Consider the following 12,541-nt stretch of genomic DNA (forward strand, 5'->3'; position numbering starts at 1 on the left):
AATGCTCGAGCGCACCCCTGGCGTTCAGTCAAACCGTCGAGACGAACCAGTCCGATTTTCTCGGGCGAATCAGACGGCGGCCTGCCTTGGCCATCGACCAGACGGGACTATGCCGCTCGATCACGATGCGCGGCTTGAGCACGGGTTTGAACCCGCTAAGAAAGCGGAACGTGCTTGCGTTGGGAATGCCGTCGAAGTCGAAGGTCAACTGTCGTTTCATGGCGTCTTCGATAGCCTGCCAGACGAGCACGCTGATCGCACCGCCATGAGCATCCCGCGTGCGCGAAGACAGCATGTAATACGCGGCATGATTGTCGAAGGTGACGCCTATCGCGGCGGCGAGCGCGCCGGTCGCGTCGAAGGCGCCAAGCAGATATCCCGCGCCGCGCTCGACGAATGCATCGACGAGCCGTTGCATCACGCTCGATCCATAGACATTCGAACGACTGCGTGCTTCGAGGTTGCTTTCGTAGAACCGGTTGAATTGCGCAGGTTCGAGTGGCTTCACGGTCACGAACTTCTGACCGGTACGAATCATATTGCGAGTCTTGTAATGCAGACCTTTCCAGAGTTCCTCGATGGAGCGATTGGCGGAGAACTGCAACGTGTATCGCGTCGACACGGTAAAGCCATTCAGGCCGAACGCAAGGGCATCTTCCACGCGCGGGTCGAAGATCTGATAGAAGCTGTGGACGTCGGGAATCTGCCCGATCAGTTCTTCCGTGATGCTGATGCGATCCAGCATCGCGCGCGTCTTATCGGTTTCATTGATCTTGAAAGCCGGTCCGAGCGTCCGTGTGAGCGGTGGCATTTGCGAGGTGCGCCAGAGTCCTTTGCGGCTTAGCGAGTACGGCATCTCGCCGACAATTTCGTCGCCGCGCCGAACTTTGGCTGACCGCCAATTGCCATCGGTTGCAATATCGAGCCACCACGGTTCATGAAAGACTGATCGAGGAGCGAGGGCGGCGCTTTCTGATTTCGCTTTTCTTTCTGGCAAAGCGGACGGCTTGGAGCTTTGTCGATCTTTACCTGCCAATCCACGGAGTGTCGATTCGTTAATGGACTTATCTGGCGCAGAAAGTCTTGTCTCGTCCGCGTTGGGAGGCTTGGCAAGAATTGACGATTGCATTTGGTCAGAATGAGTTCTTTTAGTTTAGTGACGTGTCATGAAACAGCGACACCCCCGGTGAAATCTTTATACGCGCACGTACACTCACAGTCGGTGGACCGCGGGCATGCTCGCTTTGTTTTATTGAATCTCGACGCGCGTAGTGGACCGAATCCGCAATACGGCATTCGTCCAATCGGCTCCGCGCTAAATAGATGCTTACGGAATATTACGCGTGCGGGTTCAGGACTCTGTGCGCGACCAAACAATGCACGTCAGGAAAGCTCGGACAATTTCGTTGTCATGGCATGCAAGCTAGCAGGTCCGGGACCACGGCGCTGCTGCGAGCGTCGTTGGCGGCGCGCTGATGTAGCATCCCGCGTTCGCTGTGACAATCGACGGCCGATGAGGAATTTCACACCATCGTTAAGAGCAACGTTGCGCTCTCGATCCATCGCTGGCCTGTCGCCCATCACCTCTTGGTGAACGTTACAACCAGTCGACTAAACGAAACCGACCTGTCGACCCGGACGCTGCCTCCAGACGCGCCACTGAACCGCTGAATCAAGCGCGTTCCGAGACCGGTCCCGCTAGGCGTAGGAAAATTCTCCGGAAAGCCGTTGCCTTCATCCTCGACCACTAACGTCAGATTACCCGTTTCGTCCGTCAGGCCCACATGAATATGCCCACGACCGTACTTCAACGCGTTCATCGTCATTTCAGCCACGACGAGTCCCAATGTGGTCATCTGCGTCTCGCTCAATGAGACGCCTCTCGCATCGACCGAGATCGATCTGCCTGGGTCTAATGCGGTTATGTGATCGACCACGCCGCTTAGATAATCCTGCGCATCGGTTTTCAAGGCGTTATTAGTCGAATACAAACGCTCATGTACCGATCCAATGCAATCCACTCGCGTGGCCGCTGCCTGGAGTTGATGCTTGACGGTTGCGTCTGCTGCCAAACTTGCCTGCAGCGAGAGAAGAGTCTGCACCAACTGGAGACTATTGCGGACGCGATGATGCACTTCCTTGATTGCCAGAGCCGAGTCTTCCAGCCTGGCTTCCTGCGATGAGACCATCTTGACGAGCGCGTCTTCATGCGAGCGCCATTCCGTGATGTTCCGCAGCACCATCAACGCGCCGGTAATGGCGCCGTGCTCATTGAGCACGGGGGAAATGGATACATCCCACGACTGCTCGTCGCCGATGATGGTAGACGCGCTGCGCCCATCGACGCGCGTGGACTTCCCTGCAATGGCTGCGCGAACGGCCTGTGCAATGCGTGCTTGGTCATCGTCGTGCCATAACGCGGTGTGAGCAGCCCCGACGAGGTTGGAGCCTTCCTCGAATGCAAATGCGGATTGGCAGGCTTCGTTGGCAAATTCGATTTTTCCGTCCGTCGTCACCAGCAACACGCAGTCGGAACTCGCACCCACGAGTTGAGGCGAAAAGCGTTGTGCCGCGCCGAGTCCGTCCTCGGCCAGGCTCTGTTCCCGGCAGAAGGAAATGATGTTGGCGATAGCCGAAATGAACACCGCGTCGACGTCGGCAAAAGCATGGCTATGCGTGCTATCCACCTCGAGAATGCCGAACGGCTCTCCCATACCTTGAATCGGGACATTGATCGCGCTTTTGAGTCCATGCCGGGCCATGATTGGAGGAACGTTGAATCGCTTGTCCACGTCGATGTCGCCGCTTACGACGATGCGGCGCGTGAGGAACGCCGCCCCAGCAGGATTACTCGCTTCCGCTTCCACTGGAATGAGCCAATCCTCGTCGTCCCATCCAATACCCGCCGTCATGATGAGCGTGTGATTTGAGGCGACGTAGCGCAGCACTTTTGTATGCTTCGCATTCATTCCCTCGGACAGGACCCGGCATGCCTCGTCGAGAACCTTAGGGAAGTGAAGCAACCCGAAAGCCGTGGCGCCAAACGCAACTGCCAGCTCCTGTTGCTTGCGCAGACGTTGTGCAACCAGCTTCGACGATACCGACGCCGGCGTTCGCTGCGAATTCGGGGCCATGTCATTCCTCGACGAGATCAGTCTGCTCGAACAGTCTTATTGAAGGCGGTATGCCGGACGCTATCGCGGCAGTGTGTATTCTGGGGTCAAACCTCGATCTCCTGAATAACTTTTCGATCGACGGCCCGGACGCGGCTCGACGAGTGGCTTGGTGATTGTCAGTGAAAGCGACCGTCATGCGCAACCTCAAGGCGAATGAATGCCGCATTTTTAGCGGCGCACCAAGCAAATCGGAGTGGATAGCAGTTGTGACACACGCCCAGGCATCCATCGTGCGCAGCGTTAGGGAAGACCCCTGGCAAGCGTGAGCCTTTGGGGTTGGACCTAAGGATGCCGAACATCTAGCATCCGGGAAAACGGCTCAACTCACACTCGACGCTAGTCAACATCGGCAAACTGCAAGCGCCCGCGCGCGTGCGCGGGTCATGTCGGATCTCGACAGGGAGGAAAGAGAGGCGCAGCCCGTCACGCGTTCGCATCTCCAAGTAGCTTTTCAGTCAACCGGCATGCTTCAGGAATACACGATGAAAACGGCCTTTATCTTCGATCTCGATGGAACGCTCGTCGACAGCGTCTACCAACACGTCTCCGCCTGGACCGAAGCGCTTGCGAGCGAGGGCCTTGCGCTGCCTGGATCGAGAATCCATCGAAAAATCGGGATGAGTAGCGAACTGTTCGCAGCGCAGATTTTTCGGGAGATCGCTGGCGAAACGTCGGCGGACTGCATTGATCGCGTAAAGCGTCGGCAGGGCGAACTGTTGAAGGAACTGTCGCCGCAGATATTGCCTCTGCCGGGCGCGCAGGCGTTGCTTGCTGCCTTGACCAAGGCCGATATACCGTGGGCCATCGCAACCAGCGGAAGCCCGGAAGCAACTGCGGCAAACCTCGAAAAGCTGGGCATCGATGCCAAAACGGCCGTAGTTGCAACCAGCAGCGAAGTCGAGCATGGCAAGCCGGAGCCGGATGTGTTCATGGCCGCAGCCAAGCAGCTAGGTGTTGCAATCGAATACAGCTATGTCGTCGGAGACAGCACTTGGGACTTGCTTGGCGCGCGCCGTTGCCATGCCTACGGAATAGGGCTGCAGTCGGGCGGTGTGGGCGAGGCCGAGCTGCAGCGGGCAGGGGCCTTGCACGTATTTGTCGACCCCGCCGATATGCTGGCTCACATGAGCGAGCTTGCAACCCATCCAGATAAGTGAACGAAGCCAGGCGGAAACAGGCTAACGGTCGCGTCCATGCCCTGTCGCACCGTGCGACCGTGCTTTTACCGGAGAACTCAGCGCGTATGACGAGTCGTTTCGAAGAGAAACCACACCCGTTCTTCGGTCTGATCGATCCAGTTCTCGAGCAGGCTCGCCGTTGCCACGTCATCCTTGTCGTCGCAAAGTTCGTGGAGTTCACGCATGAATTTGATCAGTAGTTCGTTATCTTGGCGCAATTCATCCAGCATCGCTTCGGGCGCGACGAACGCCTCATCGTTGTCACCTAGTCGTTTGAGCGAAGCGATTTGCCCAATCGAGCGCAAGGTCGTTCCGCCCAGCTTACGAGCGCGTTCTCCGACCGGATCGATCATCGCGAAGACCAAGGCGGCTTGATCGTCGAGCAAAAGGTGGTAATCGCGAAAGTGCGGGCCGCTTACATGCCAATGGAAGTTCTTCGTTTTGACGAACAAGGAGAAGACGTCCGCGAGAAGTTGGGTCAATCCTGCGGACACCTCCGTGCGGGCGTCGTTGCCGAGGTCGGTCGGGGTGGTCAGGTTCTTTTCGCCAGCGCGATTCGAGTCCGTCGTTGCCATCTTTAACTCCAGGAAAGTGTTTAGTGTCGTCTTGCAGGAGCCATGGCGCAAACGACGTACCCAACCGGCTGCCAATCTCCCGAACATAAGAAGCGTGGCGACTCGATTTCGAGGAGTCGGCATGGAACGCGTATGCCGTGAGACGGTTATCACCAAAATCAGAGCGGGCCATTCATCGCCGCTGCTTGAGGCGTTCAATCCAAAGAAGACGACGAGTTATTGATACCGTGTTCATCCGGCGCGACGAATATCCCGATTGCATCATCAAGAAGTTAAAACGAGGTTGCATTAACCACTTGAAGACCGCCGCAGACGGAGTGCATTAGCCGCGCTTTTACGTCAGTATTAGAACCTCCGTAAATCACGCAGAAGTTCATGGACCGTCCCGCGCTGCTGCCTTCTCTGAATTCGATACGCGCTTTCGAAGCTACCGGACGTCTTCTGAGCGTATCGAAAGCGGCGAACGAACTCGCCGTGACACCGGCGGCCGTCAGCCGGCAAGTAAAAGCGCTGGAAGGCTTTCTTGGCGTGGAAATGTTCGAGCGCGTCAGGGGCAGGCTCGAACTGACTTCGGCGGGCGCGCGCTATCTCGCCGAACTCATGCCGTTTTTCGAAGGACTGCGCCAGGCAACCGACAGCATTCGCGGGGCAGGGCGGCGCTCGCAGGTGCTCAAGATTCGATGCCCCGCGACGTTCGCGGTGCGCTGGCTCATACCGCGGCTTGCCAGTTTTCATCGCCAGCATGAGGACGTCGATGTCCAACTCACCACGTCGTCGGCACCGCTCAATTTCGAGCGTGAGGATATAGACGGCGGCATCCAGCTCGGCGACGGCAAGTGGCCCGGTCTTTCCGCCCAAAGGCTCATTCCGAATGAACTCGTACCCGTCGCCGCGCCATCGCGCAAGACCCGTGCGCGCGGCAGGTTGCAGGGCGAGACGCTCCTGCATTCGCTCGCGCGCGCCGACGACTGGGCGCTGTGGATGAAGGCGGCGGGCTTCCCGCTCGATGGGCGCCGTCGCGAAATGCGCTATGAAACCTCACTGCTGGCGTATCAGGCCGCAATCGAAGGTCATGGCGTGGCAATCGCGCAAAAAGCGCTGGTCCGGGCCGAACTCGACAGCGGCCAGTTGGTCGCGCCGTTTCGCTTCGAGCTCGACCGTGGCGCGTATACCTATTACTTCGCGTGGGCCGCCACCCGCCGTCCTTCCGCAGCCTTGACGACTTTTCGCGACTGGTTGATCTCGCTCGTACAGACTAGCGGCACCTCTTAACAAAAACTCAAAGCCTCGTTTCGAAAAAGTCGATTGTTCCGGTGATGGCGCGGCTCTAATCTGCGCCATGGCTCGACGCAACGTCGGACCCGGAGACAGGACCACGACAATGATTCGAGATAGCTTGAAAGGCGTGCGCGTCCTCGACTTTTCGCATGTGCTGGCGGGACCGGTCTGTTCGATGACGCTCGCCGACCTCGGCGCGCACGTCGTCAAGATCGAGCCGCCTGGCGGCGAAATCGGCAGGCAGATAGGGCCGCCATGGCAGAACGGCGTGAGCCCGACGTTCATGAGCGTCAATCGCGGCAAGTTCAGCCTTGCCATCGATCTCAAGACCGACGCCGGGCGGCGGACCGTCGCGACCATGGCGCGCCGCGCGGACGTGCTCGTCGAGAATTTTCGGCCGGGCGTCATGGCGTCGCTGGGCCTCGACTACGAGGCGCTGCGCGCCGCCAATCCGAAACTCGTCTATTGCTCGATCTCGGCATTCGGTCAACGCGGCGAGAACACGAAGCGGCCCGGCGTCGATGGCGTGATACAGGCCGTGAGCGGACTCATGAGCACGCTCGGGACGGCGCACGGCGATCCGCTGAAAGTGCCGGTGCCGGTAGCCGACATGATGGGCGGCTATCTCGCCACGATCGCCGTGCTGGGCGCGTTGCACACGGCGCGCTTGAACGGAACGGGGCAACACCTGGACGTGAGCCTCTACAACGCAACGCTGATGCTGCAGCAGATCAGCTTCGCGGCGTTCTTTGCGTCAGGAGCGGACCCGGAGAAAGTCGGCAGCGCGGCGCCGTATGCGTGCCCAAACGAAGCCTTCCGCACCCGCGACGGATGGATGATGGTCGTGGCCTACCATCCCGGCCGCTGGAGTGCGTTGTGCGAGTTGCTCGATGCGCCCGGCCTCGAAGCGGATACGCGTTTCGCCACCAACGACGCCCGCGTGCGTCACCGTGCCGAACTTCACACGATTCTGGACGCGCATTTCGCCCGGCGGAGCACGGGCGAGTGGATCGACCTGCTCTCGGCTAGAGATATTCTCTGCGCGCCCGTCACCACGTATCGCGAGGTCATCGAGACGACGGAGTATCGCGAGAGCTGCATTGCCCGCACGGTCGAGCATCCGGTCGCGGGCCGTATGCAGAGCCACGGCTTCGCGCTCGGGCCATCCGATTCAGCCCCGCCCGACGAGACGCCCGCTCCGACGACGGGTCAGCATACGCTCGACATGCTGGGGTTTTACGGCATCGAGGAAGAGGAAATCGCCGCGTTGCTGAACGCCGGCGTGATACGCGCGAGCGCGGCGCATGCCGGTACGACGTAGGCGCGCGGCGTCGGACAAGAACGCATTTAGCTTAGGAGACAGACCATGCAGGACATGGAACGCGGCGATGCGCCGCTCGTGCGCTACACAGTCGACGAAGGCGTGATGAACGTCACGCTCGATGGCGCCGCGAATGGCAACGCCCTCACGGTGGCAATGACCGAAGCGTTATCGGACGTGCTCGAAACCGTCGATCGCAGGGCCGATGTGCACTGCCTGCTGCTGCGATCGTCGTCGAAGCATTTCTGCACGGGCGGAAACGTCAAGGACATGCACAGCGGCAAGGATCTAATGGACGGCGGCGTCGAGCAAGTGCGTGAACGCCTGCGTACGAGTCTGCACCGGATCACGCGCGCGCTCGGCGAAATGGAGGTGCCGTCGATCTGCGCGGTGAACGGCGCGGCGGTCGGCGCAGGCTGCGACCTGGCGCTGATGTGCGATATCCGGGTCGCCGGCGCGCGCGCGGTCTTCGCCGAGAGCTTCCTTCGACTCGGCCTGGTTTCCGGTATCGGCGGCGCGTGGTTTCTGTCACGCATCGTGGGACCTGCGAAGGCGCTCGAACTGACGCTGACCAGCGAATTTATCGATGCCGACGAGGCCAGGCGGCTCGGTATCGTCGCGAACGTCTATCCCGACGACATGCTGGATAGCGAAGCGCTCGCGCTTGCGCGGCGCATTGCCGGCAGTCCGCCGCTCGCGCTGCGTATGTCGAAGAAGCTGGTGCGCGAGTCGTCGCACTGTACGTTGCCCGCCGCGCTCGAATTGGCGGCGAACATGCAGGCCATCTTGCTGTGCGGGAACGAGCACAAACAGGCGGTGTCGGCATTCATCGAGCAGCAGGCCCGACGAAAGGCGCCGCGCGGCGAAGGCGGCGCCGCCTGACATGACCAACTGGAGGAGACACACATGAACAAAGAATCAGGCAAGGTGCATGGTCGGCCCGGCATGTTGCGCATAATCGTGACGTCCAGTCTCGGAACGATGCTCGAGTATTACGACTTCTTCGTCTACGTCGCGCTGACGGCGACGCTCACGCATCTGTTCCTTCCTTCCACGGACAAGTCCGTCGCGGCGCTGGCCGGCGTTGCCACGTTCGGCATCGCGTATGTGGCCCGCCCGCTGGGCACCGTGATCTTCAGTCCGATGGCCGACCGCATCGGACGCAAGAAGACCTTCGTCATCACGCTCGCGATCATGGGAATTGCCACCGTCGGCATCGGTTGTTTGCCTACCTATGCATCTGCTGGCATTGCCGCGCCCATCGCGCTGCTCACATTGCGCATCGTGCAGGGCGTCGCGCTCGGCGGCGAGTATGGTTCGGCTGTCGTGTACGTCATGGAGCATGCCCCGGAAGGCCGCAAGGGCATGGCGACCAGCGTCTTGCAGAGCACGGCGAGCATCGGTTTGCTACTTGCGCTCGTCGTTGTCTCGGCCCTGAAGCTTTCGCTCGATACGGCCAGCTTCGAATCGTGGGGATGGCGGGCGCCGTTTTTGATCTCCGCGCCGATCGTGGCCGTCGCCACGTGGATACGGCTCGGCATGACGGAGACGCCGGTATTCACGGAGATGCGCGACGCAGGCCGGCTGTCGAAGCGGCCCTTGCAGGAGACACTGTCGAGCAGAACGTCCTGGAAAGCCATTCTGGTGGCGATGTTCGGCGCGCAAGGCGGCACCTCGGTGTCGCTGTACACCTCGATCGTCTACATGCTTTATTTCTTGCAGAACGTCCTCAAAGTCGAACCGACACAGGCCAACGTGTGTCTCGGCGCCGGCATCTTGATCGCCGCGCCGCTCTATCCGGTGTTCGGCCGATTGTCGGATCTCATCGGGCGCGCGCGCGTGATGCTGATCGGCATCGTCATGTGGATCGCGGCTGTCTATCCGGCGTTTGCGGGCATCAGGGCCAGCGCGGCGTCGTCGCAGTGGATCTCCGTCTCGCTGCTGATCGCCGTACTCGCCGTGCTGACCGCGATGATCATGGCGCCACTGCCTGCGTTCGTCGCCGAGTGTTTTCCTCCGCAGAGCCGCACGACCGGGTTCGGCCTTGCACAACAACTCGGCAACGTGGTGTTCGGCGGGTTTCTGCCTTTGATCAGCCTCGCGCTCGTCAATCTGACCGGCAACCCGCTTGCGGGCGTCGGCTATTCGATCGCTTCGCTCCTGCCCTGTCTCGCTGTGACATGGATCTGGGGCCTAAGGCAGGATGCGCGGATGAGAGCCGTGCGCGGCAACGACATGCCGGCGCATGCCAATGCGAAGACGCTGACTACGCGCTGAGCCGGACACGGCCGTGGCTCACATCGGCGCGGATTCGAAGTCCTTCGGCGCCTGTGCGCTCGATTTGCCAACCGCGGGCAAATTTCTCGATGCGAACTGGCAGCTCAACGGAACGCGTCGCCAGCTTCGCGCCGGTAGCTGGCCCGGAATCTGCGCTGCCTTTTCGGTGTCGCGAACTTGAGCGGCCAAGTCGAACCAACCGTTGAGATAATCCATGACCGATCCCCGTAACGTCGCGCACGACAAAAAAGTGCAGCAGGAAAAGAAACATCACGGCGAAGACATCGCGCCGGACGCGGAACACGCGCCGCAGCCCGGAAAGAAGCCGCATATAAAGCACGAGGAAACGAAGGACGAGGCCTCATCCACGGACGATGCCGGCAATTAAGTGGTACCGCACGTCCTTGACGTGCGGTACCACTAGGTTCAGATCAGCCGCAGCACGATTCGCTGAAGGAGCGCTTGCAGATCGCGTCGCGTGTCGCAGACGAGATGGATGTACAGAACGCCTTCGCGCACCTGATAGACAATTCGGTTCTTGCCGGAAATGACTTGCCGGAAAGTGTCGTCGACGAAACCTTCGAGTTCAACCGGAATATGGCCGCTCTCGGGGAACTGGCGGATTTGCGTGATCGTCTCCTGCAAGTGCGCAGAGGTCTGGCGCCACGTTTCCCAGCCGAAAGTACGGACGATATAACTTCTCAGTTCCTCGATGCCGATTCGGGCTGTCGGCAACACCCGGTACTTCAACAGCACCGGCATCAACGAAGCCTTTCCTCGCGGTCCAATCCGTCGAGTTCCGAAAAGAATGCATCGCCTTCGACATAGTCCTCGCGTTCGATCTGCTTTTGACCGATTGCCAGAATCTTCAACATGGCGAGTGTCTGCTGGGCGGCTTCGTAAGTTCGCACATCCTGCACAACGAGCTTTGCTTCGCCGTTCTGCGTGATGATTAGCGGCTCGCCCGACTCGGCGAGGTCCTTGACGATTTGTGCCGCTTCGCTCTTTAAATAGCTGATCGGCTTCACATGATCGGCAATGTGCATCGAATACTCCGTTCTACAGGTTGAACGAGACTAAATATAGACCAATTTCAGTCTGGTGACAACGGCCGTTGCTGCTACAACTACGGCGAGTGCGCGCGGTAACCTTGTGGCGGCTGCCGTTTCATGCACGCCTCGATCCAAGGCAGAACGCGGGTTTTCCCCGGGCCACATCACGCGCAAATTGATTGGATTTCTAATTAAGGCGGAGCTATCGTGCGTCAGTCCAATGCAGTATTGCTCGCGTTCGGATCTTAAAAACGGCTTCGCTGATAAAACCAAACATCCAGGAGACAGATACATGGAGCAATCCACCACGGCGCCGCATGTCCCGGAATCCGACCTTGGCGATGCTGAGAGCATGGCATCGAATGACCAGGCTTCACCGAGAGTGCGGCGAATTCAGCGTACCGCACTTGCTTTGCTGCTCCTGAGCGGAGTCATCAATTACATCGACCGCGCGACGCTGTCCATTGCGAATCCGCTTATCCGGCAGGATCTCGGCCTTTCGGTCGGGGAAATGGGTTTGTTGCTGTCGGCGTTTCTATGGGCTTATGCCTTTGCGCAACTCCCAGCGGGTGCGCTGGTCGATCGCTTCGGTGCGCGTGTCATGCTTTCTGTAAGCCTTGCGATGTGGTCGATAGCGCAAGCGTTCGGCGGCGTCGTGACCAGTTTCGCTCAGTTCTTCGCGGCGCGCATGGTGCTCGGCATAGGCGAGGCGCCGCAATTTCCGACGAGCGCCAAAGTCGTTCGTGACTGGTTCGGCAAGAAAGAGCGCGGTGCCGCCACGGGCATCTGGAACAGCTCGTCGACGCTCGGCACCGCCATATCGGCGCCCTTGCTCACGGTCGTCATGTTGACTGTCGGATGGCGATGGATGTTCGGCATCATGGGTATCGCGGGCCTCGTCGTGGCGCTGTGCTTCTACCTCGTGCATCGCGACCCGCGTCAGGTCGACCTGACGCATCGGGAGCGCGCCTATCTGACCGATGTCGATGGCGAAGTGCAGACCCGCCCGACGTGGCGCGAGTGGCGCCGTCTGTTGGAGTTCGGAACGACGTGGGGCATGCTGCTGGGTTTCTTCGGCACGATCTACGTCTTGTGGCTTTACAACGCATGGCTGCCGACGTACCTGCAAATGGAATTTCATCTCACCATCTCGAAGTCGGGATGGGTGGCGGCCGTTCCGTATCTCTTCGGCGTGGTGGGTAGTTTGTCCGGCGGAAAGATCTGCGACGTGCTTGCGCGGCGCGGCGTATCGGCGGTCAACAGCCGGAAATACCCGATGGCCGCATCGCTTTTCGGTGTCTGCGTCTTCACGATTCTAACGGGCCTCACGCACAGCGCGACGCTGGCCGTCGTGTTCATCTCCATCTCGATGTTGCTTCTGTATGTATCGAGCAGTGCAGCCTGGGCGACGGCGTCCGTTGCCGCGCCCGCCAACTGCACCGCGTCGATCGGCGCGATGCAGAACTTCGGCGGCTACTTCGGCGGGGCGCTGGCGCCGGTGGTCACGGGCTTCATCGTGCAAAAGACGCATTCGTTCCAGCCCGCGCTGTTCGTGGGAGCGGGCGTTGCCGCTGTTGCGGTGATCGGCTATTGGTTGCTCGTACGCGGCCCGATTCCGCCTGCCGCGCTCAGTCACGAAGCGTAAAAGCGTAGAAGCAGGACAACGATAGCGAGGGCCCGGGCC

Annotated in this window: 12 protein-coding genes; 7 read left to right on the forward strand and 5 right to left on the reverse strand. The window is 60.0% G+C overall.

All coding sequences use genetic code 11. The features are described 5' to 3' along the window. Positions 1-28: 28 nt before the first annotated feature. Complete coding sequence (locus tag NCR98_RS26200; RefSeq protein WP_250527777.1) at positions 29-811, reverse strand: GNAT family N-acetyltransferase; 783 nt, start codon at positions 809-811, stop codon at positions 29-31. Between the two features lie 769 nt (positions 812-1,580). Continuing rightward, on the reverse strand, positions 1,581-3,134 hold the full coding sequence (locus NCR98_RS26205; protein ID WP_250527778.1) for a sensor histidine kinase: 1,554 nt from the start codon (positions 3,132-3,134) through the stop codon (positions 1,581-1,583). A gap of 524 nt (positions 3,135-3,658) precedes the next feature. Here NCR98_RS26205 and NCR98_RS26210 point away from each other — a divergent pair. Continuing rightward, positions 3,659-4,333, forward strand: a complete 675-nt coding sequence (locus NCR98_RS26210; protein WP_250494711.1) for an HAD family hydrolase — start codon at positions 3,659-3,661, stop codon at positions 4,331-4,333. Positions 4,334-4,410: 77 nt separating this feature from the next. Here the strand turns inward: NCR98_RS26210 and NCR98_RS26215 are convergent, their stop codons facing one another. Continuing rightward, positions 4,411-4,929 carry a Dps family protein gene (locus tag NCR98_RS26215; protein ID WP_244830484.1) on the reverse strand — a complete coding sequence of 173 codons (519 nt, stop codon included), beginning with the start codon at positions 4,927-4,929 and terminating at the stop codon, positions 4,411-4,413. A gap of 375 nt (positions 4,930-5,304) precedes the next feature. Here NCR98_RS26215 and NCR98_RS26220 point away from each other — a divergent pair, with 375 nt between their 5' ends. From NCR98_RS26220 to NCR98_RS26240, 5 genes are all read left to right on the forward strand, one after another. After that, on the forward strand, positions 5,305-6,201 hold the full coding sequence (locus NCR98_RS26220) for a LysR substrate-binding domain-containing protein (protein WP_250527779.1): 897 nt from the start codon (positions 5,305-5,307) through the stop codon (positions 6,199-6,201). Between the two features lie 109 nt (positions 6,202-6,310). Next, a complete protein-coding gene (locus NCR98_RS26225) occupies positions 6,311-7,528 on the forward strand; it encodes a CaiB/BaiF CoA transferase family protein (protein ID WP_250468242.1) in 1,218 nt (405 codons plus the stop codon). 45 nt (positions 7,529-7,573) lie between these two features. After that, complete coding sequence (locus NCR98_RS26230) at positions 7,574-8,410, forward strand: enoyl-CoA hydratase-related protein (RefSeq protein WP_250527780.1); 837 nt, start codon at positions 7,574-7,576, stop codon at positions 8,408-8,410. 24 nt (positions 8,411-8,434) lie between these two features. Continuing rightward, positions 8,435-9,805, forward strand: coding sequence for an MFS transporter (locus tag NCR98_RS26235; RefSeq protein ID WP_250494714.1), 1,371 nt, complete (start codon positions 8,435-8,437; stop codon positions 9,803-9,805). Between the two features lie 214 nt (positions 9,806-10,019). Continuing rightward, positions 10,020-10,193, forward strand: a complete 174-nt coding sequence (locus tag NCR98_RS26240) for a hypothetical protein (RefSeq protein WP_244830479.1) — start codon at positions 10,020-10,022, stop codon at positions 10,191-10,193. Between the two features lie 38 nt (positions 10,194-10,231). Here the strand turns inward: NCR98_RS26240 and NCR98_RS26245 are convergent, their stop codons facing one another. Both NCR98_RS26245 and NCR98_RS26250 read right to left on the reverse strand, forming a co-directional pair. Beyond that, positions 10,232-10,567, reverse strand: coding sequence for a type II toxin-antitoxin system RelE/ParE family toxin (locus NCR98_RS26245; RefSeq protein ID WP_250527781.1), 336 nt, complete (start codon positions 10,565-10,567; stop codon positions 10,232-10,234). Continuing rightward, positions 10,567-10,851, reverse strand: coding sequence for a type II toxin-antitoxin system Phd/YefM family antitoxin (locus NCR98_RS26250; protein WP_244830477.1), 285 nt, complete (start codon positions 10,849-10,851; stop codon positions 10,567-10,569). Before NCR98_RS26250 ends, NCR98_RS26245 begins: the two co-directional genes overlap by 1 nt. A 298-nt stretch (positions 10,852-11,149) precedes the next feature. On the opposite strand from NCR98_RS26250, the gene NCR98_RS26255 reads away from it, so the two are divergent. After that, positions 11,150-12,502: an MFS transporter gene (locus NCR98_RS26255; protein WP_250527782.1), complete on the forward strand. Its 1,353-nt coding sequence runs from the start codon at positions 11,150-11,152 to the stop codon at positions 12,500-12,502. Positions 12,503-12,541: the final 39 nt, after the last annotated feature.

The sequence above is a fragment of the Caballeronia sp. GAWG2-1 genome (assembly GCF_023631405.1).
Lineage (GTDB): Bacteria > Pseudomonadota > Gammaproteobacteria > Burkholderiales > Burkholderiaceae > Caballeronia.

Bases quoted from the DNA above. Each gene is read 5' to 3' on its own strand.
- NCR98_RS26200 (WP_250527777.1), bottom strand. From the start codon at position 811: ATGCCACCGCTCACACGGACGCTCGGACCGGCTTTCAAGATCAATGAA.
- NCR98_RS26205 (WP_250527778.1), bottom strand. From the start codon at position 3,134: ATGGCCCCGAATTCGCAGCGAACGCCGGCGTCGGTATCGTCGAAGCTG.
- NCR98_RS26210 (WP_250494711.1), top strand. From the start codon at position 3,659: ATGAAAACGGCCTTTATCTTCGATCTCGATGGAACGCTCGTCGACAGC.
- NCR98_RS26215 (WP_244830484.1), bottom strand. From the start codon at position 4,929: ATGGCAACGACGGACTCGAATCGCGCTGGCGAAAAGAACCTGACCACC.
- NCR98_RS26220 (WP_250527779.1), top strand. From the start codon at position 5,305: ATGGACCGTCCCGCGCTGCTGCCTTCTCTGAATTCGATACGCGCTTTC.
- NCR98_RS26225 (WP_250468242.1), top strand. From the start codon at position 6,311: ATGATTCGAGATAGCTTGAAAGGCGTGCGCGTCCTCGACTTTTCGCAT.
- NCR98_RS26230 (WP_250527780.1), top strand. From the start codon at position 7,574: ATGCAGGACATGGAACGCGGCGATGCGCCGCTCGTGCGCTACACAGTC.
- NCR98_RS26235 (WP_250494714.1), top strand. From the start codon at position 8,435: ATGAACAAAGAATCAGGCAAGGTGCATGGTCGGCCCGGCATGTTGCGC.
- NCR98_RS26240 (WP_244830479.1), top strand. From the start codon at position 10,020: ATGACCGATCCCCGTAACGTCGCGCACGACAAAAAAGTGCAGCAGGAA.
- NCR98_RS26245 (WP_250527781.1), bottom strand. From the start codon at position 10,567: ATGCCGGTGCTGTTGAAGTACCGGGTGTTGCCGACAGCCCGAATCGGC.
- NCR98_RS26250 (WP_244830477.1), bottom strand. From the start codon at position 10,851: ATGCACATTGCCGATCATGTGAAGCCGATCAGCTATTTAAAGAGCGAA.
- NCR98_RS26255 (WP_250527782.1), top strand. From the start codon at position 11,150: ATGGAGCAATCCACCACGGCGCCGCATGTCCCGGAATCCGACCTTGGC.